The sequence below is a fragment of the Acidovorax sp. ST3 genome, from assembly GCF_003231145.1.
Lineage (GTDB): Bacteria > Pseudomonadota > Gammaproteobacteria > Burkholderiales > Burkholderiaceae_C > Acidovorax.
Genome location: NZ_QKVP01000001.1, coordinates 728,699 through 748,140 on the forward strand (window position 1 = coordinate 728,699; position 19,442 = coordinate 748,140).

Here is a 19,442-nt window from a genome sequence, read left to right on the forward strand (position 1 = left end):
GGCCTCACAGTCGGTCCCCATGAACGGATCGACACCCGCTTCCAGCAGCTCCTCCCCCACACGGCGGTTGCATGCGCTGGACAACCTGCGCGCCACCATGATGTGGCTGGGCATCGTGCTGCATGTCTCGGTGCTCTACATGAGCCGGCCATCGCCCCTGCCCTGGCACGACGATCAGTCCAGCCCCCTGGCGGACCTGCTGGTGGCGGTGATCCATGCCTTTCGCATGCCCTTGTTTTTCATCCTCGCCGGGTTCTTCGTGGCGGCACTGGTCCAACGGCACGGGCTGGCTGGCATGGTGCGCAACCGGCTGCACCGCCTGGGGCTGCCCTTTGCGCTGTTCTGGCCGCCGCTGTTTGTGGCCTGCGCTTTGCTCGGGCTGATGTTCCTGCACCGCATGGCCTATGGCACATGGGGCGTGGACCGCAGCCTGCTGCCCCAAGGCCCCAACGTGCCCCAGGGCCCACCCACCATGCACCTGTGGTTCTTGTGGATGCTGTTGTGGCTGGCGCTGCTGACGCCCGTGGCATGGACAGCGGTGCGAGCCTTGCCACACACGATGCAGCAGGCCCTGCAACGCAGTGCCCTCTGGCTGGGTGGCACGCCAACCGGTCTGCTGGCGCTCACCCTGCCGCTGGCCTGGATTGGCGCGGGCTACGACCACGGCATCGTCACGCCCAGCGGTTCCTTTCTGCCGCCGCTGGCGGAATGGATACACAACGGGCTGTTCTACGGCTTTGGGTTGTGCCTGTACGTGCACCGCAAGGCGCTGATGGCGCGCTACGAACGGCACTGGCCTGCGCTGGCGGGCCTGGGGTTGGTGGGCTTTCTGCTCACCGCGCTGCTGTCAGAAGTGCTGGCCCAGCCCGAGGCATCGGCCTTTGCACTGGTGCTGGTCACCGGGGCGTTCACCGACCTGCTGGCCGCGCCGGTATCGGCCACGCGCCACCTGCAGTTCTGGATGGCGCTGGCCTACAACAGCGCATCGTGGCTCTGGAGCTTTGCGCTGATCGGGCTGTTTCTGCGCCATGTCGGCCAGCCCCGCGCCTGGCTGGCCTACCTGGCCGACAGCTCGTACTGGGTGTACCTGGTGCACCTGCCACTCACGATCGGCCTGGGTGCCCTGCTGTACGGCCTGCCCGTTCCGGCCCTGGCCAAGATGCTGATCAACGTGCTGGCCACAACGGCCCTGTGCCTGGCCAGCTACCACCTGTTTGTGCGTTTTACCGCTGTGGGCCGCTTGCTCACGGGGCGCACGCACACCCGTCATTCTTTGGGAGACCTCGCTCATGCGACCTGATACCTCACCCCGTCCGGCCCCCTCACCCGACGCAGGCCCTGCAACCCCATCCGCAGACCCGCGCGCCGCGCTGCTGAAGGACCGCAACTTCCGATGGATGATTGGCGGCTCGGCCCTGTCCATGCTGGGCGACCAGTTCACGCTGATCGCGCTGCCCTGGCTGGTGCTGCAAATGACGGGCGACACACTGGTGCTGGGCACCGTGCTGGCCCTCATCAGCGTGCCACGCGCGCTGTTCATCCTGATCGGCGGCGCGCTGGTGGACCGCCATTCGCCCAAGCAAGTGCTGATGATCACCAAATACGTCAACCTGGTGCTGCTGGCCGCCCTGGCGGGGCTGGTGTTTGCGGGCACGCTGTCGCTGTGGATGGTGTACGCGCTGTCGCTGGGCATTGGGTTGGCCACGGCCTTCAGCATTCCGGCCGGCACGGCCATGATGCCGTCGGTGGTGGCACGCCCTCAGCTGCAGGCCGCCAACGGCATCAGCCTGGGCCTGCGGCAGCTGACGATGTTCCTGGGGCCCTTGCTCGCGGGGCTGCTGATTGCACTCTTTGGCGCGGGGGATGCAACCGGGGCGGCTACCGGTACTTCGACACATGCCAACGCCACCGGCATCGGCATGGCCTTTGCGCTGGATGCGCTGAGCTTTGCCGTGTCGGCATGGACGCTGTCCAAGGTGCAGCCCCTTGCAGGCCTTGCGGGTCTTTCGGCCCCCACGGCCGCACCACAGGCGGTGCTCGCCTCGGTGGCACAAGGCCTGGGTCACTTCTGGCGCGACAGCGAGCTGCGCACCTGCTTTTTGTACTGGAGCGCCATTGCCCTGTTCATCATGGGCCCCATCCACATCGCCATTCCGGTATTGGCCAGCAGCAGCCCGCAGCTGGGTGCTGCAGCCTTCGGCATCATCGTGGGCGCCCATGGTGCGGGCACGTTGCTGGGCATGGTGGTATCGGGCATGGTGCCCCGGTTGCGGTTTGGCGGCCTGGGCATGACCATCCTGGCGTTCGACGCCATCATTGGCGCGCTGTTCATGCCGATGGGCCTGATCACCGCCGTGTGGCAGGGCGCGGTGCTGATGCTGGTCATCGGCCTGCTCGGCGGATTCATGCAGGTGAGCGTGTTCACCTGGATCCAGCACCGGGTCCCGCCCGCCCTGCTGGGCCGCGCGATGAGCCTGTTCATGTTCATCTTCATGGGCCTGGCACCCATCTCGGCCGCCGTCACCGGCTGGGTGATGAAGAGCATCACGCTCACCCAGCTGTTTGCCGCCAGCGGAGGGACGCTGGTGGTGCTGGCCGCACTGGCCTTTGTGCTCACCCCCATGCGCCGCGTGACGGATGCAGCGCCCGCCACACGCTGAGGCTCCCACGCAAAAAAGGCTGGACCTCCGGTCCAGCCTTTTTCATGACGGAGGACGCGTGCCTCAGACTTCGGTGACGAACTGCTCGCGGGGGCGGCGCACCTTCTTCAGGTTCACCAGCCAGTCGCCTTCGTCGGCGCGGTAGCCCAGCGGCAAGATGGCAACGCTGCGCAGGCCGCGAGCCCGCAGGCCCAGGATTTCATCCAGCGCGTTGGGGTCAAAGCCTTCCATGGGCGTCGAGTCCACTTCTTCAAACGCCGCAGCGATCAACGCCGCGCTCATGCCGATGTAGGCCTGGCGGGCGGCATGCTGGAAGTTCACTTCGGCATCGCGCTGGGGGTAGCTGTTCAGCAGCATCTGGCGGTAGTTTTCCCAACCTTCGTTCTTGAAGCCGCGCTGGTCATTGGTCAGGTCGAACATCATGTTGATGCGATCGGCCGTGTAGTTGTCCCAGGCAGCAAACACCAGCAGGTGCGAGCCGTCGGTGATCTGGGCCTGGTTCCAGGCGATGGGCTGGATCTTGGAGCGCACGGCGGGGTCGGTCACCACAATGATCTCGAACGGCTGCAGGCCGCTGGAGGTGGGTGCCAGGCGGGCGGCTTCCAGAATGCGCTCCACCTTCTCTTGCGGCACCTTCTTGGCGGGGTTCATCTTCTTGGCGGCGTAGCGCCATTGCAGCTTGTTCAGCAGGGGTTGAGCGAGGGTGGTGTCTGTGGTCATGGCAGGGTCCTGAAAGAATGGGTGGATCGAGGGATGTATCGATGGTGGAACTGTAGGCACCCCACAACGGTTCGGTAAGCCCTGCCAAAGAAACGGATTGTTCGCAATTCATCAACAATCGGACCCAATGCGCATTGCCGCCGCGCTTTGACAATGTAGTCGCCATCGCGTGGCGCCAGATGGGCGGGCGTACACTTGAGAAAGCCTGGGCGAGCGCCCGGGCACGCCCCCGGCTGACCGCGCCCCTTCATGAGTGAACCCGACCTGTCTTTTCTGGACCCTGCAGGCCGCCAGCCCGCAGCTGCAGAGCACATGCCCCGCCCGCCTGCCAGCCCATCCCGCACGCCCGGCGCTTCGGCAGAGGGCCTGGTGGCTGATTTGCGCGCCTACCAGGCCGAGCTGGAAAACCAGAACAAGGTGCTGCGCTACAGCCAGGCCGTGGCCGAGAGCGCCTACGAGCGTTTCGAGACCCTGTTTGCCAGCGTGCCGCTGGCCCTCATGGTGGTGGACGACCACGACATGGTGGTGCAGGCCAACTCCATGGCGCACCGCTCGTTCCAGCCCACCGAGCGCGACCGGCCACTGACCGCGCTGATGCCCTTTGTGTGCCCGCAAGACGCCGCCCGTGTGCGCGAGGCCTTTGCCCAAGCGCAAGACCTGGGGCACAGCGAGGTCAAGGAGGTCGTGTTCCTCATCAGCGACGCCGCGCGCATCACCGGCGACCTGCACATCGCCCATATCGAGGCACCGCAAACCAGCGGCCCGCCGCTGTCGCAGTTTTTGTGCGCCGTGATCGACCAGGGCCCGCTGCTGGCCGAGCGCCAGGCACTGCAGCACAGCGCCGAGACGCTGCAACAGCGCAACGAGCAGATCCGGGCCAGCGAAAAGCGGCTCGAGGCCGTCATCAACTCCGCGCTGGACGCCATCATCTGCGTGGACCAGCACCAGCGCATCACCGTGTTCAACCCCACCGCCGCCGCGCTGTTCCAGTGCAGCGCCAGCGATGCGCTGGGCAGCACGCTCGACCGCTTTCTGCCCGATGCCGCCCAAGCCCTGGCGTTTGCCCAGCTCACCACGCAGGCCCTGCTGGGCGAGATGACAGCCCTGACCGCCAGCGGCAAGGAGCTGGCGGTGGAGGTGAGCGTGTCGTTCGAGCGCCATGCAGAAAGCGTGGGCGGCGGCGAGACCACCACCGTGTTCGCGCGCGACCTCACCGGTCGCAAGAAGGCCGAGGCGCACCGCAATGAACTGGAAGCCCAGCTGCGCGAGTCGCACAAGATGCAGGCCGTAGGCACCATGGCCGGGGGCATTGCGCACGACTTCAACAACATCCTGGGTGCCATCCTGGGCAATGTGGAGCTGGCCAAGGCCGACTGCGCCCCGGGTTCGCCCGTGCTGGAGAGCCTGCTGGAGATCGACAAGGCCGGCCGCCGCGCGCGCGACCTGGTGCGCCAGATCCTCACCTTCAGCCGCAACGAGCCCCCGCAGCGCTCGGCCGTGTCGCTGGCCGAGGTGGTGCACGACACCGAACGCCTGCTGCGTGTGACCCTGCCCCCGGCCATAGAGCTGCACATGCAGCTGCAAGCGGGCCTGCCGCCCGTGCTGGCCGACGCCACGCAGGTCGAACAGGCCCTGCTCAACCTGTGCACCAACGCCGTCCATGCCATTGGTGCCGAGCGCGGCAGCATCCATGTGGAGGCCGCCACGGTGCAACCCGACCAGCGCCTGACCGAGCGCCTGGGCCTCGCGCCCATCGACTACGTGGCCCTGACGGTGCGCGACACCGGCCCCGGCATGGACGCCGCCACGCTGGAACGCATCTTCGAGCCCTTCTTCACCACCAAGCCCGTGGGCCAAGGCACGGGCCTGGGCCTGGCGGTGGTGCACGGCGTGATGCGCACACACGAAGGTGGTGTGGATGTGCAGAGCACGCCGGGCCAGGGCAGCCGGTTCACGCTGTACTTTCCGGTAGCGACCGGCGCCACGGCCAGCACCCCAAGCAGCGCGGCGGCCGATGCGCCCGCCCACCCAGCCCCGCAGGCACAGCCCCCGGCCACCGAGGCTGCAGCGTCCGCACCCGTCCCCGCCGCATCGCCCAACACCACACCGGCCAAGAAGCACCACGTGATGTACGTGGACGACGACCAGGCCCTGGTCTTTTTGGTCCAGCGCCTGCTGCGCCGCCGGGGCTACGAGGTGAGCGGCTATACCGACCCCCACGAGGCCACGGCCGCGTTGCGGGCCGCCCCACAGGCCTATGACCTGCTGGTGACCGACTACAACATGCCCGGCTTTTGTGGTGTGGATCTGGTGCGCGAAGCCCGCCTCATCCGCCCCGACCTGCCCGTGGCCCTGGCCTCGGGCTACGTCACGGCCGAGATCGAACAGGCCGCGCTGGCCGAAGGCGCGCAGGCCCTGATCCACAAACCCAACGACGTGGAAGAACTCTGCGCGACGGTGCAGCGACTGATCGTGGGCCATGACCCTGCCTGAACCCGTGGCAGATGGCGTACAGGCGCTGTATGAAGACGAGGACCTGCTGGTGCTGTGCAAGCCCTCCGGCCTGCTGTGTGTGCCCGGCCGGGGCCCCGACAAGCAAGACTGCCTGAGCGCCCGCGCACAGCTGCGCTGGCCCGGCGCGCTCGTCGTGCACCGGCTGGACCAGGCGACCTCGGGCCTCGTGCTCATGGCGCGCCACATCGACGCGCAGCGCCGCCTGGGCCACGCGTTTGCCGAGCGCCTGGTGCACAAGCGCTACCAGGCAGTGGTGCAAGGCCTGCTGGGCCCTGTGGGTGGCGACTGGAGCGAGATCGACCTGCCCATTGCAGCCGACTGGGAGCGGCGCCCGCTGCGCGTCATCGACCGCGCTGTGGGCAAACCCAGCCTGACCCGATGGCGCGCGCTGGCGCACAACGCGGCGGCACAGACCACCCGCGTTGAGCTGGAGCCGCTCACCGGCCGCACCCACCAATTGCGCGTGCACCTGGCCGCCATCGGCCACGCCATCCTGGGCGACGCGCTGTATGCCGATGCCGCCACGCAGGCACAGGCGCCACGCCTGCTGCTGCACGCCAGCCACCTGGCCTTTGCGCACCCCGGCACGGGGGAGCCGGTAGCACTGGAGTGGGCGGCCGATTTCTAGCACAATTGCCCGCCAGTGCTTGTGAAACATGCGCAGACCGCTATCCATTCAATAGCAAAAGTATTTGCTGGTCACCGCCCTCCCGGCGGCACGGGGCGCGACATGGCCCACTGCACGGCCAGGATGCTTGCCAGCACCACCAGCATGCCCACCAGCGACACCCCCGTCATGGCCTGCCCCAGCAGCGCCCAGCCCAGCAGCACCGCCGTGACGGGGCTCAGCAGCCCCAGTGACGACACCGCCACCGACGGCAGCCGCGCAATGCCACGGAACCACAGCGCATACGCCACCAGCGCGCCTGCCAGGCTGAGGTACAGATAACCCGCGATATTGGTGAGGGTGAGTGCAGGCAAAGGCGGGTCCACCGCCCACGCCACCGGCGCCAGCATCACGCCGCCCGCCAGCAACTGCCAGCCGGTAAACGCCAGCACCGGCAAGTCAGACCGCCAGCGCCGCGACCAGAACGTGCCCGCCGCCATGCACAGCGTGCCCACCAGCGCGGCCGCCACGCCCACCATGTCCCAGCGCGCGCCGGGCGACAACAGCAGCGCCGCCATGCCTAGCACACCGAAAGCCCCCGCAGCCAGCGCCAGTGCGGGCGGGCGCCGGTGGTCCAGCGCCCAGGTCAGGCCCATCACCACCAGCGGCCCCACGGCGCCCACCACGGCCGCCACGCCGCCGGGCAACCGGTAGGCCGCCACAAACAGCAGCGCCTGGAACACGCCAATGTTCAGCGCCGCCAGCACCAGCAGGCGCCGCCACCCCACCCAGTCGCCCCAGGCCGGCCAACGGCGGCACCACAGCACCAGCAGCAAGCCCGCGGGCAAGGTGCGCAGCAGCGCGGCGGTAAAGGGCCGGTCGGGCGGCAGCAGTTCGGTGGTGACGATGTAGGTCGAGCCCCAGATGACCGGGCCCAGGGCGGTGCTCAGGGCATCCGCCCACGGGCGGTTCGAAGAGGCATGGGCGACAGCGGATGGATGGGCCATATTTATCTTCAATTCAAGATAAAACTCTACCATACAATCTTGAAATCAAGATACCTCGAAGCCCTTGAAAGGCTCTAGCCCCCCATGGCCACCCAACGCCAACCCGACGCCGTAGACGCCATCCTGGCCCAGTGGCAACGCGAACGCCCCGACCTGGATTGCAGCCCCATGGGCCCCATCGGGCGCATGAAGCGCTGTACGGACCTGCTGCAGCGGCGGCTGGATGAAACCTTTGCGGAATTCGGCCTGAGCGGGTGGGAGTTCGACATGCTGGCCACGCTGCGCCGCAGCGGCGCGCCCTACTGCCTGGCGCCGACCACGCTGTTTTCCACCCTCATGGTCACCTCGGGCACCATGACGCACCGCATGGGCAAGCTCGAAGCCAGCGGCTGGATCGCTCGCGTGCCCAATCCACAGGACGCGCGCAGCTCGCTGGTGCAGCTCACACCAGAGGGACTGGAGCTGATCGACCGGGCCGTGGAAGCCCATGTGGCCAACGAACACCGCATCCTTGCTGGCCTGAAGGCGGCCGACCTGCTGGCGCTCGATACACGGCTGGCGCTGCTGCTGGCCGCGCTCGAGTCACCCACGGGCCAGGAATAGAACCCGGCGCTGTGTACTGCGCAGTAACATGGCGGGATGCCTCAAAACCACCTCTACATCCTCACCGGCGCCTCGCGCGGCATGGGCCTTGCCATGGCCCAGCAGCTGCTGAAGAGCGGCAACACCCTGCTCTGCATCGCGCGCAGCGCCAATCCTGACCTCGCCACCGAGGCCAAGGCGGCGGGCGTCACCGTCGAACAATGGCAGCAAGACCTGGCGCAAGGCGAGCAAGCCGCGCACAAGCTGCAGGCATGGCTGGCAGCACAAGGCCCGCAGGCGTTTGCAAGCGCCACCCTCATCAACAACGCGGGCATGATCCCGCGCATCGCGCCGCTGTCAGACAGCGACGCGGACGACCTGGCCACCGCCTTGCGCGTGGGGCTGGAGGCGCCCATGCAGCTCACCGCCGCCTTCCTGGGCGCGACGGACGCCTGGACGGTGCCGCGCAAGGTGCTCAACATCTCGTCGGGCCTGGGCCGCCGGGCCATGGCCTCGCAGGCCGCCTACTGCGCCGCCAAGGCGGGCATGGACCATTTCACGCGCTGCGTGGCGCTGGACGAGGCCCTTAAGCCCCATGGGGCCAAGGTATGCTCGCTGGCTCCCGGTGTGATCGACACCGACATGCAGGTTCAGCTGCGCGGCGCCGACCCGGCCGCCTTCCCGGACCGCCAGAATTTCGCCAACCTCAAGACGGGTGGCCAGCTCACATCGCCTGCCGACGCCGCCACCCGCGTGCTTGCCTGGCTGGAGCGCGCAGACTTCGGCACCAACCCGGTGGCCGACGTGCGCGAGGCGTGAGCCCGATTACTCCTATTTTGATAGCTCCAACCGCATGATTCACTAGCGCTTGCAGCCATTTTGACCTGAATTTCTCTGAAAGGACCTCCCCATGACCCGTGAAGTCGTCGTCGTCAGCGCAGTGCGCACCGCCATTGGCACCTTTGGCGGCAGCCTCAAGGACGTGCCCCCCACAGAACTGGGTGCAATCGTCGTGCGCGAATCGCTCGCCCGCGCCAACGTGGAAGGCAAGGACGTGGGCCACGTGGTGTTCGGCCACGTGGTGAACACTGAGCCCAAGGACATGTACCTGTCGCGCGTGGCGGCCATCAACGGCGGCTGCGCCGAGGGCACGCCTGCGTTCAACGTCAACCGCCTGTGTGGCTCGGGCCTGCAGGCCATCGTCAGCGCCAGCCAGTCCATCCTGCTGGGCGACACCGACGTGGCCATCGGCGCCGGTGCCGAGAACATGAGCCGCGTGCCCTTTGCCAGCCTGAACATGCGCTGGGGCGCCCGCATGGGCGACACCAAGATGGTGGACATGATGATCGGCGCGCTGCACGACCCCTTCCACAACATCCACATGGGTGTGACGGCTGAGAACATCGCCGCCAAGTGGGGCATCAGCCGTGAAGACCAGGACAAGCTGGCCGTCGAGAGCCACAACCGCGCCGAACGCGCCACGCAAAACGGGCTGTTCAAGGACCAGATCGTGCCCGTCACCCTGAAGAGCAAGAAGGGCGACGTGCAGTACGCCACCGACGAGCACTTCCGCCCCGGCGCCACGATGGACGATCTGGCCAAGCTCAAGCCCGTGTTCCTCAAGGAGAACGGCACAGTGACCGCCGGCAATGCCTCAGGCATCAACGACGCCGCCGCCGCCGTGGTGCTGATGGAAGCCGGTGCCGCCAAGGCCCGTGGCGCCAAGCCCCTGGCCCGCCTGGTGGCCTACGCCCACGCGGGCGTGGACCCCAAATACATGGGCATCGGCCCTGTGCCCGCCACGCAGCTGGCGCTGAAGAAGGCGGGCCTTACCGTCAACGACCTGGATGTGATCGAAGCCAACGAGGCCTTCGCCGCCCAGGCCTGCGCCGTGACCAAAGACCTGGGGCTGGACCCCGCCAAGGTCAACCCCAACGGCTCGGGCATCTCGCTGGGCCACCCCATTGGCGCCACCGGTGCGCTTATCACGGTGAAGGCGCTGCATGAACTGCAACGCATCCAGGGCCGCTACGCGCTGGTGACCATGTGCATTGGCGGCGGCCAGGGCATTGCGGCGATTTTTGAACGCCTCTGACCTGCACTGACCTGCATGCGGGTGCGCACACTGCCATCGCCACCCGCGATGCTGCCACCCGCTATTGGCAATGCGAGCGCCACGGTCGATCAGCGATCATTGGCGCCCGCTGCCCCAGATCAGCCGGGCCACCGCAGCTGCACCCAGCGGCCTGGCGGCGGCCCGCACACCACTGAACCGACGGAGACACCCCTCACCATGATGCGCACCCTGCTTTCCTTCACCGCCCTCGCCTTTGCCCTGGGCACCACGGCCCACGCACAGGCGCCAGCGCCTGCGGCGGCCTACCCGGCCAAGCCCATCCGCCTGATCGTGCCCTTCCCGCCCGGCGGCGGCACCGACATCCTGTCGCGCCTGGTGGCAACCAAGCTCACCGAGAGCGCCAAGTGGACCGTGGTGGCCGATAACCGCGCCGGCGCGGGCGGCACCATCGGCATTGGCGAGGCCGTCAAGGCCGCGCCCACAGGCTACGACCTGGTCATGGGCCAGAAGGACAACCTCGTCATCGGCCCCTGGCTGTACAAGAACCTGCCCTGGGACCCCACCAAGGACCTGACCGCCGTGGCCCATGTGGCCTACACGCCCGTGGTCATTGCCACCAGTGCCAACTCCAAGTTCAAGACACTGGCCGACGTGGTGGCTGCCGCCAAGGCTGCGCCCGGCACCATCACCTACGGGTCGCCCGGCAACGGCACCTCCATCCACCTGGCGGGCGACCTGTTCGAGAAGGCCGCGGGCATCAAGCTCAGCCACATCCCGTACAAGGGCTCCAACCCTGCGCTGATGGATGCGCTGTCGGGCAACGTGGACTTGCTCATGTCCTCGGTGCCGTCGGCCATGGCCCAGATCAAGTCCGGCAAGCTGCGCCCGCTGGCCGTGACCTCGGCCAAGCGCAGTTCGTCCATGCCCGAGGTGCCCACCGTGTCCGAGTCGGGCTTCAAGGACTTTGATGTGAGCACCTGGTACGGCGTGTTTGCGCCCGCCGGCACACCGGCCACCGTGGTGAACATCGTCAACGCAGAAATCAACAAGCTGCTGGCCACCCCTGAAATGAAGGCCGCCATCCACGCCCAGGGCGCCGAGCCCGAGGCCATGTCGGCCGCTCAGTTCAACACCCTGCTCAAGACCGACTACGCCAAGTGGAAGGGCATTGTGGAAGCCTCGGGCGCAAAGATCGAGTGACCGCCTGAAGCGCACTCTGCAATAAAAAACGGCTCCGAAAGGAGCCGTTTTTGCATGGGGCAAGGACGCTCAGTCCCGCACCACCAGCACAGGGATGTGCACCACACCCAGCACACGCTGCGTGACGCTGCCCAGCACCAGCTTTTCCAGGCCACGGCGGCCATGCGAGCCCATCACGATGAGGTCGGCGCCAGTGCTCTCCAGCGCACGCAGGATGCCGTCGTGCACCGCATGACCCTCCCCCACCACGGTGGTGACCTGCACACCCGCATCGGCCATGGCCTGCTTGGTGGCATCCAGCGCTGCATTGGCCTCGGCCGTGGCGGCACTGATGTATTGGGCCTGTCCGTAGGCAAAGTCGGCACCCACGCCGGTGAAGGGATACGGGTCGATCACATACACCGCAGTGACGGCGCTGCCAAAGGTCTTGGCCAGGCCTGCGGCCTTGGAGACGGCCAGCATGGAGGTCTTGGAACCGTCGACAGGAACCAGAATGTGCTTGAACATGGTGCTTCTCCTTGGGTTGAATGGTGTGACGGGCTTGTGGCCCCACAGTGACCAGTGTGAACCGCCACCATACCCCGCATCTTGATTCGCATCAAATCGGATGCACTTCTGCCGCAGTGTTCAAGCCCCGGACGGCGCCTGCCCCACCACGTCAGCCCCCTGGAAGTTGCCCCGCCGGCAGGTCACCACCAGGGTGTCGCGGTAGCCACCGTCCTTCAGCGGCTGGATGGGCGTGGACTCGTGGATCATGCGCGCATCGTCCAGCAACAGCAGGGACCAGGGCTCGGTCAGCGTAAAGCGTTGTCCGGCAGGGCCATTGGCCTCGAACACCCGCGTCTCACCGCCCTTGACGCCCTCGCGCCCCACCAGAAACACGGCAACCAGATCCACGCCATCGCGGTGAGCACCTTCGGGTGTGGGGCGGCCGATGCCGTCGGTGGTGTCGATGCGGAACTGGTGCGCCTCGACAAACCAGGGCACCGGCGCCTGCGGCCCGGCAAACACAGCGTCCGACACGCCCGCCAGAGCGGCGAGCAACTGCTGCCACACGGGCTGCGCCACAGTCGCGGGCTCCATGGGAGCAAACCAGCGCTCCATGCCGCCGTGCAGGGCGTTGTACTCCACGGGCTGCCAGTGGGCACGGTGCGGCACCTGCTGCATCTGGCCCTGTTGCAGCACAAAACAGGCATGGCGTCGGCGACGGTAGCGGCCACCATCCTTCAGGAATTCATCGGGAGGAAGAGCGCCCCAATCGATATTGAGCGCCATAAGCGCCGACAGATCACAGCCGACCCACTCGGCCACTGCGGCCGGGCTGAGCACCGCAAAACCGCTGTGGCGCAACTGGCTGGCAACATCAGCCGGTTGGGTGAAAGGGGGAGAAAAGGAGACTTGGGCCATAGGGGCCCGAGCTTAACCGCTGGTGCGGCCCCCTCCTCTGCGCGGGCGCAAACCTGGCGAAATACAGGTGGCTCAGTCCCGATGGCCGTGGCCCTTGCCACGGCCTTCTCCGCGCCCGGGACCGCGATCGTGGTCATGGCGGTCATCGTGGCGATGGTCATGTTCCCAGCGGCGGTCGTCCCGGCCATGGGGCCCGCGGTGCGGGTTGCCGCGGCGGGGAGGTGGCTCCTGCACAAAATACACCGGCTGGCTGCAGGCGTTGTAGCGTGCGCAATGCTTGCTCCAGTTCTTGGCATGGCCGGGCGGCACGTACATGTAGATGGGCGCACGGGGCACCACCACCGCAGGGCGCTGGATGATGACGGGCTCTGCGTAAAGCAGAGGAGGTGGTGGCGCGTTGCCAATGTTGATGCGGCCATACACACCGGGAGCCAGTTCGCCCCCCACGGTGGCGTTGACATAGGCCTGCGCATGGGCGCCGCCGCCCAGGCCCAGCAGCACGGCGGCAGCCGCGCCAGAAACAAGAAGGCGGATCGTGGGAAATAGATTGTTTTTCATGGAAAGCTCCTGAGGGCTACTCCACCCTGCATACGAACACAGATGCGGGGTGACGGAGGCCGTGCGTCAGTCATACGGTCGGCCGTACGCTGGGTCACGTGGCGTGCCTTACCTTACACCGTTCACAGGCTACCCAATGTCAGCCATTGGCGACAAATGTGGGCAACCCATGGGCAGCCCATGGGTAACGCCCAGCGGAGGGTACCCTGCCGACAAAAAAGGCGTCACCAACTCGTCGCGCTGGCCACCGACTGCACCAGCGCATCGGCAGGCCCGGGGCGCCCGAACAGGTAGCCCTGCCAGGTGTGGCAACCCAGACTGGCCAGCATGTCGCGTTGTTCCTGGGTTTCGACCCCCTCGGCAATCACCCCCAGGTCCAGACTGTGGGCCAGGGTGACGATGGTACGGGCGATGCTGGCGTCATTGGCATCGGTGAGCAGGTCGCGCACAAAGCTCTGGTCGATCTTGAGCTGGTCCAGCGGCAAGCGTTTGAGATAGCTCAGGCTCGAATAGCCCGTGCCAAAGTCATCCAGCGAGAAGCCCAGGCCCGACGCGCGCAGGGTGTCCATGCGCAGGATGGTGTCCTCCACATCATCCAGCAGCAGGGTCTCGGTCAACTCCAGCTTCAGCCGGCGCGGGTTCGCGCCGGTTTCTTCTAGCACGCCCAGCACTTCATCCACAAAGTGGCTGTGGCGGAACTGCCGGGCGCTCACGTTCACGGCCAAGGTCCAGTGGGCTGTCTGCGGGTCGCGGGCCCACTCCACCAGTTGCAGGCAGGCCGTGCGCAGAATCCACACGCCCAGCGGCACGATGAGGCCGGAAGCCTCGGCCACCGGAATGAATTCGGCCGGCGACACCAGCCCGCGCTGCGGGTGCTGCCAGCGCACCAGGGCCTCGGCGCCCACAATGCCGCGCTGCTGGTGGATTTGCGCCTGGTAGTGCAACAAGAATTGCCCTTCGCGCAGGCCGTCGCGCAAACCCGCCTCCAGCAGCGTGCGCGCGGTCACGTTGGCCTGGGTGCGCGGATCAAAGAACCGCAGGGTGTTGCGGCCAGCGCCCTTGGCCTGGTACATAGCCATGTCGCCGTGCTTGAGCAATTCGTCCACCGAACCACGCGCATCCGCATACAGCGCGATGCCAATGCTGCAGGAGCTGTGGTGCGCGTGGCCGTCAAGCTGATAGCTCTGGCTGAGCGCCTGCAACACCGTGCGTCCCACCGTTTCGGCCTGGGCAGCGGCCTCGTGAACCTGGGGGCTGAGCCCCTCCAGCAACACCACAAACTCGTCCCCTCCCAGGCGTGCCACGGTGTCCCCCATGCGCACACAGCCCCCCAGTCGCGCAGCCACCTGGCGCAGCAGCTGGTCGCCCAGCTCGTGCCCTTGGGTGTCGTTCAGGTCCTTGAAGTTGTCCAGATCCACAAACAGCAGCGCGCCGCCCGCCCCCGAGCGCGCGCAGGCAGCCAGGCTGTGCTGCAGGCGGTCATTCATCAGCCGGCGGTTGGGCAGGCCGGTGAGCGGGTCGTAGAAGGCCAACAGGCGGATTTCCTCCTCGGCCGCCTTGCGGCTGGAGATGTCTGTCTGCGTGCCCACGTAATGGGTGATCTCGCCGCGCGGCGAACGCACGGTGGTGATGGTGATCCAGGCCGGGTATTCGGTGCCGTCCTTGCGCCGGTTCCACACTTCGCCCTGCCACATGCCGCTGGAGTGCAACGTGTTCTGCATGGCCGCGTAAAAAGACGCGTCCTGCCGGCCCGAGTGCAACAGGCGCGGCGTCTGTCCCACCAGTTCATCCACCGAGTAGCCAGTCAGCCGCGCGTAGGCCTGGTTGGCCTTGAGGATGCGCTGGTCTGGCCCCGTCACGATCATGCCCTCGAACGACTCGAACACCGTCGCCGCAATCTGCAGTGACTCTTCGGCCTTGCGGCGCTCGGTGATATCGGTGGAAATTCCGCACAGCGCATAAATGCTGCCGTCCGCATGGCGCAGCGGTATCTTGATGGACAGGAATGCGCGTGTCTCGCCCGTGGCGGCGGGCGTGTTGACTTCTTCAGCCTCCAGCGTCTCGCCGTCCTCCAGCACCTGCCGGTCATTGGCCCTCAGCCGTTGCGCCGTGGCTGCGTCGAAAAACGCCGCATCGTCATGGCCCAGCACCTCGTGTGCGGGCCTGCCAAAGTAATGCCGCGTGTGGTGGTTGGCGTATTGGTAACGATAGTCCTTGCCCTTGATGTAGATGAACGCGCCCACGCTGTCCAGAATGGTGGCGAGCTTTTGCTCGCTCTCCCGCAGGTGGCGCGTACGCTCTTGCACCTGCCGACGCAAGATTGCAACCATCAACGCAGCCAGTAAGCTGAACGCCACCAAGCCCGCAAGCCCACGCCACACCCAGGGCGAAATCTGCCCCCCGGGGTCTTGCCCGCCCCAATGGCGCATCACCTGGGCATAGGCGGGATCGGCGCCGCTGCGCCAGGCCTCGACCGACCGGTCGATGGCCGCCAGCACCTCGGCGTTGCGCCCGGGGCCGGTTGCGAAGAAGAGCGCAGCGGGCTGGAACACAATGCCCGTATCCACCACCCCGTAGCGGGCCGAATGAAAGTTGCCGAACAGATGGTTGGAGATGACCGCATCGGCCTCGCCCCACTGCACCATGGCAAACGCTTCGATGAGGCTAGGGGCATCCACCAGAGAGACCTGGATGCCAAAGCTGTCCACCATGTTCAGGAAGGTGGACCGCTGCACGGAGCCCTTGAGCACCGCTACCCGCTTGCCCTGCAGGTCGAACAGCGAATAGATGGGCGCTCCCGACGTCCGGTAGATCTGCGACCAGCTGTGCAGCACCGGCAGGCGGTGAAAGTCGTACAGGGTCTCGCGCTCGGGCGACCGGGCCACGTCGGGCATAAGGTCCAGTTGCCCCTCTCGCAGCGCATCCAGGCAGTCCTGCCAGCTGCAATGCACATATTTCAGGGTCCACTGCTCGCGGGCCGCCACCAGTTGCAGCAGGTCCACAAAAATGCCTGCAGCCTTGCCATCGGCATCCACAAACACCTTGGGCTCGTTGGAGTACACCCCCACACGCAGCTCGCGCGGGGCGGAGGCAATGCTGGCGCTGGCCGTCAATACGGCCACCCACACAATGCCTTTGAGCCACACGGCGCAGCGCCGCACCAGCCAGTTCACGCCAGGTTTCACACCGGCCCCCTTGGTGATGGAGAACCCATAGTAACGAATGCTTGCAAAAACCTCCAAAAATTAACTGCCATGCGCCGGTTGGGTTAGCATGTGTTCCACCCCCCGCCCCGCCCAGGAGACAGCGATGCCCCATGAACGCCGCCACTTCGTCCGCGTTGGTTTTGATGCGCCGGCCCTGCTGACCACGGCCACCGCTGCGTTCAGCGTGCACGTGCTGGACCTGTCTCTCAAGGGCGCGCTGATCATGGTGCCTGCACAGGCGGCATTGGGGCAAGGCACGTTGTGCCAACTGACCATTCCCCTGGCCGACACGGGCAACCACATCGCCATGTCCACCGAGGTGGCCCATGTGCAGGGCCTGCACACCGGGCTGCTGTGCAAGGGCATCGATCTGGACAGCGTCACCCACCTACGCCGCCTGATCGAGCTGCAACTGGGCGACCCCGCCCTGCTGGAGCGGGACCTGGGCGAACTGACGATGGCGAGCGCGGCGCACTGACGGCTGCAGCAAGCGCGGGCGCCACTGCTGCAGCGGCGCCTCTTTTTCTCTTTGCGCGCCGGTCAGACCAGCCGGTGCCGCCCGATCACTGCGCTTCCTGCTCCTGCAGCGCCCGCCACATCACCTTGCCGCTGCCGCTCTTGGGTAACGCTGGCACAAACTGCACGATGCGCGGCACCTTGTACACCGCCATGTTCTCGCGGCACCAGTCGATGATCTGCTGCTCCGTCGTGTCCTTGTGCGTGGCACGCAGTACCACCACGGCCTTCACCGTCTCGCCCCGGTAGCTGTCCTTGGCAGCGATGATGCAAGCCTCCTGGATCGCAGGGTGGCGGAACATCAACGCCTCTACCTCGGCAGGCCACACCTTGAAACCGCTGGCATTGATCATGCGCTTGAGCCGGTCGGTCAGGAAGAAGTAGCCGTCCTCGTCCATGCGCCCCAGGTCGCCTGAGCGGAAGAACCGCTTGCCCTCGAACTCGATGAAGGCCGATGCCGTGGCATCGGGCCGCTTCCAGTAGCCCTCGAACACCTCGGGGCCATGGATGATGATCTCGCCCTGCTCGCCCACGGGCAGTTCCTGCAACGTGTCGGGGTCGATCACCCGCGCATCGGTGCTCATGAACGGAATGCCCAGGCACTGCTGCTTGGGGTGGTCTGGCGGGTTGGCGTGCGACGGAGCGGCCGTTTCGGTCAGGCCATAGCCTTCGGCGTATCGCAGGCCATATTGCTCCAGCAGGCGCTGCGCCACGGCCTGCGGCATCGCCGCGCCGCCCCCGCCGATATAGGCCAGGCTGGACAGGTCATAGCTAGCAAAGTTCGGGCTGCCCAGCAGGTCGATGACCATGGTGGGGATGTTGGTCCAGGTGGTGACCTGGTAACGCGATATCAGTCGCCCGGCCAGGTCGCGGTCCCAGCGGGGCATGATGACCAGCGTGGCGCCGCAGTAAATGGACGTGTGCATCACGCTCACCATGCCGGTGATGTGGAACATGGGCACCACCGCCAGCGTCACATTGTCGGCAGACCCATTGCCCCACAGGCTGGCGGCCACGGCGTTGTGCATGATGCTTTTGTGCAGGTGCATGCAGCCCTTGGGGAGCCCCGTGGTGCCGCTGGTGTAGGGCAACAGCGCCAGGTCAGTCGGGCCCACCAACAAGGCCGGGGGTGCGTCGGTGCAAGCCAGGGCGTCCACCCACGCGTGGGCCTGCCCGCCCTCCAGCGCAGGCAAAGGGTGGCGTGTGCCCAGCCATTCCATCCACGCCTCGGGCGGCGCATCCATGCCGGTCACGCCCACGTCAAACGCATCCGAGAACTGCGTGACCACCAGATGCGCCAGCCGCTCACCAGCGGCCAACGCGTTGCTCGCCTTGGCCATCTCCGGGGCCAGATCGCCGGTGGTGATTGCCACCTTGGTGTCGGGGTCGGTGATGTAGTGCTTGAGCTCCTCGGCCCGGTTCATGGGATTGACCGGCACCACCACTGCGTTGGCCCGAAGGATGGCAAAGTGCGCCATCACCAGCTGCGGACAGTTCTGCATGCACAGCACCACCCGGTCGCCACGCTGCACCCCCAACTGGGCCAGCCGCGCAGCCAGGCGCTCCGCGCCTTCCATCAGTTGCCGGTAGCTGAACGTGGTGCCGAAAAACACCAACGCCGCCTTGTCGGGGTAGCGACGTGCATTGGTCGCCAGGTTGTCCCACAGCGAGGTGGCAGGCAGCGTGATGGCATGGGGAAGACGGCGGGGCCAGAACTTGTAGTGAGGTCGCATGGGGCTGGATTTCCTTAGAAGCCACCAGCCTAGGTCGCATGGCGCCCGAGGACATTGGGGATGCCACTGATGCATGGTCGCGCAGGTGACCGTTGCACCATGGCGCGCAGACGTAACACGCTGTCGGCGCAAACAAGTGGTTACCAAATGCCTTGCCGCTAAGATCGCCGGAAGGCAGCAGTGCTGGGTCCACGCGTTCATTCAGCCAGTTGCCGCACGAAGGCCGACGTCGCCCCGCCCTCAACCTACCGAATCACACTCTGCAAAGCATGCTCACAGCCCTGTACTACGCATTGATGCTGCTCGTCGGATACGTCTGGTACCGCTACGGGCAAAATCTACTGCGCCAGGGCCCACGGGACGACAGCGGCGAGTACACAAAATCACCACTGGGGCCTTTCAGCTTTCTGGTCGTGGCAGGGATCGGGTGCTATCTGCTCTATGAAGCGTTGCGTGCGATGGTTCTGCGCCAGATTCCGTGCGTTGGCAAGGGCTGCGCTGGGCAGATCTACACGCTGGCCGAGCATGCTGACAAATATTGGGCGAACCTGTTTTTCGTGGTGTGGATGGTGGTTGCGCTGGCGTATGCCATGTACGTGACCTTCAAGCTCTGGACACGGCCCTGACGTCTGCAGGCCACTGTCGGAGTCGTGCT

General features: G+C 66.4%; 17 protein-coding genes. 10 read left to right on the forward strand and 7 right to left on the reverse strand.

Going from position 1 to position 19,442, the window contains the following annotated elements; translation table 11 throughout:
• The first annotated feature begins 19 nt into the window (after positions 1-19).
• On the forward strand, positions 20-1,300 hold the full coding sequence (locus DNK89_RS03235) for an acyltransferase family protein (RefSeq protein ID WP_110958869.1): 1,281 nt from the start codon (positions 20-22) through the stop codon (positions 1,298-1,300).
• Entirely contained in the window at positions 1,290-2,660 is a 1,371-nt protein-coding gene (locus DNK89_RS03240; protein ID WP_110958870.1) for an MFS transporter, read from the forward strand. The genes DNK89_RS03235 and DNK89_RS03240 overlap by 11 nt, the downstream gene beginning before the upstream one ends.
• 63 nt (positions 2,661-2,723) lie before the next feature.
• Here DNK89_RS03240 and DNK89_RS03245 read toward each other — a convergent pair whose 3' ends face one another.
• A complete protein-coding gene (locus DNK89_RS03245; protein WP_110958871.1) occupies positions 2,724-3,380 on the reverse strand; it encodes an NAD(P)H-dependent oxidoreductase in 657 nt (218 codons plus the stop codon).
• A gap of 249 nt (positions 3,381-3,629) precedes the next feature.
• On the opposite strand from DNK89_RS03245, the gene DNK89_RS03250 reads away from it, so the two are divergent.
• Together DNK89_RS03250 and DNK89_RS03255 are read left to right on the forward strand one after the other, a co-directional pair.
• Positions 3,630-5,873: an ATP-binding protein gene (locus DNK89_RS03250; protein WP_110958872.1), complete on the forward strand. Its 2,244-nt coding sequence runs from the start codon at positions 3,630-3,632 to the stop codon at positions 5,871-5,873.
• On the forward strand, positions 5,860-6,522 hold the full coding sequence (locus DNK89_RS03255; RefSeq protein ID WP_110958873.1) for an RluA family pseudouridine synthase: 663 nt from the start codon (positions 5,860-5,862) through the stop codon (positions 6,520-6,522). Before DNK89_RS03250 ends, DNK89_RS03255 begins: the two co-directional genes overlap by 14 nt.
• 71 nt (positions 6,523-6,593) lie before the next feature.
• Here DNK89_RS03255 and DNK89_RS03260 read toward each other — a convergent pair whose 3' ends face one another.
• Complete coding sequence (locus DNK89_RS03260; RefSeq protein ID WP_110958874.1) at positions 6,594-7,508, reverse strand: EamA family transporter; 915 nt, start codon at positions 7,506-7,508, stop codon at positions 6,594-6,596.
• Positions 7,509-7,592: 84 nt separating this feature from the next.
• Here DNK89_RS03260 and DNK89_RS03265 point away from each other — a divergent pair, with 84 nt between their 5' ends.
• The 4 genes from DNK89_RS03265 (at position 7,593) to DNK89_RS03280 (ending at position 11,367) form a co-directional block, all read left to right on the forward strand.
• Positions 7,593-8,111, forward strand: coding sequence for a MarR family winged helix-turn-helix transcriptional regulator (locus DNK89_RS03265; RefSeq protein WP_110958875.1), 519 nt, complete (start codon positions 7,593-7,595; stop codon positions 8,109-8,111).
• Between the two features lie 36 nt (positions 8,112-8,147).
• On the forward strand, positions 8,148-8,909 hold the full coding sequence (locus DNK89_RS03270; protein WP_110958876.1) for an SDR family NAD(P)-dependent oxidoreductase: 762 nt from the start codon (positions 8,148-8,150) through the stop codon (positions 8,907-8,909).
• Between the two features lie 91 nt (positions 8,910-9,000).
• The gene (bktB, locus tag DNK89_RS03275; protein WP_110958877.1) at positions 9,001-10,185 is read left to right on the forward strand and encodes a beta-ketothiolase BktB; all 1,185 of its coding nucleotides are present in this window, start codon (positions 9,001-9,003) and stop codon (positions 10,183-10,185) included.
• Between the two features lie 198 nt (positions 10,186-10,383).
• On the forward strand, positions 10,384-11,367 hold the full coding sequence (locus tag DNK89_RS03280; protein ID WP_110958878.1) for a tripartite tricarboxylate transporter substrate binding protein: 984 nt from the start codon (positions 10,384-10,386) through the stop codon (positions 11,365-11,367).
• Positions 11,368-11,436: 69 nt separating this feature from the next.
• On the opposite strand, the gene DNK89_RS03285 is transcribed toward DNK89_RS03280, so the two are convergent.
• The 4 genes from DNK89_RS03285 to DNK89_RS24950 form a co-directional block, all read right to left on the reverse strand.
• A complete protein-coding gene (locus DNK89_RS03285; RefSeq protein WP_056067661.1) occupies positions 11,437-11,874 on the reverse strand; it encodes a universal stress protein in 438 nt (145 codons plus the stop codon).
• A 120-nt stretch (positions 11,875-11,994) separates the two neighbouring features.
• Positions 11,995-12,774, reverse strand: coding sequence for a 2OG-Fe dioxygenase family protein (locus DNK89_RS03290; protein ID WP_110958879.1), 780 nt, complete (start codon positions 12,772-12,774; stop codon positions 11,995-11,997).
• 72 nt (positions 12,775-12,846) lie between these two features.
• Positions 12,847-13,332, reverse strand: coding sequence for a hypothetical protein (locus DNK89_RS03295; RefSeq protein ID WP_110958880.1), 486 nt, complete (start codon positions 13,330-13,332; stop codon positions 12,847-12,849).
• A 224-nt stretch (positions 13,333-13,556) separates the two neighbouring features.
• Positions 13,557-16,517 (reverse strand): EAL domain-containing protein, encoded by a 2,961-nt coding sequence (locus DNK89_RS24950; RefSeq protein WP_304546298.1) that lies wholly within the window; start codon positions 16,515-16,517, stop codon positions 13,557-13,559.
• Between the two features lie 124 nt (positions 16,518-16,641).
• Between DNK89_RS24950 and DNK89_RS03305 the strand changes: the two genes are divergently transcribed.
• Positions 16,642-17,016 (forward strand): PilZ domain-containing protein, encoded by a 375-nt coding sequence (locus tag DNK89_RS03305; protein ID WP_110958881.1) that lies wholly within the window; start codon positions 16,642-16,644, stop codon positions 17,014-17,016.
• A gap of 85 nt (positions 17,017-17,101) precedes the next feature.
• On the opposite strand, the gene DNK89_RS03310 is transcribed toward DNK89_RS03305, so the two are convergent.
• Positions 17,102-18,787, reverse strand: coding sequence for a long-chain fatty acid--CoA ligase (locus DNK89_RS03310; RefSeq protein ID WP_110958882.1), 1,686 nt, complete (start codon positions 18,785-18,787; stop codon positions 17,102-17,104).
• 269 nt (positions 18,788-19,056) lie between these two features.
• Between DNK89_RS03310 and DNK89_RS03315 the strand changes: the two genes are divergently transcribed.
• A complete protein-coding gene (locus DNK89_RS03315; protein WP_110958883.1) occupies positions 19,057-19,413 on the forward strand; it encodes a hypothetical protein in 357 nt (118 codons plus the stop codon).
• Positions 19,414-19,442 lie beyond the last annotated feature (29 nt).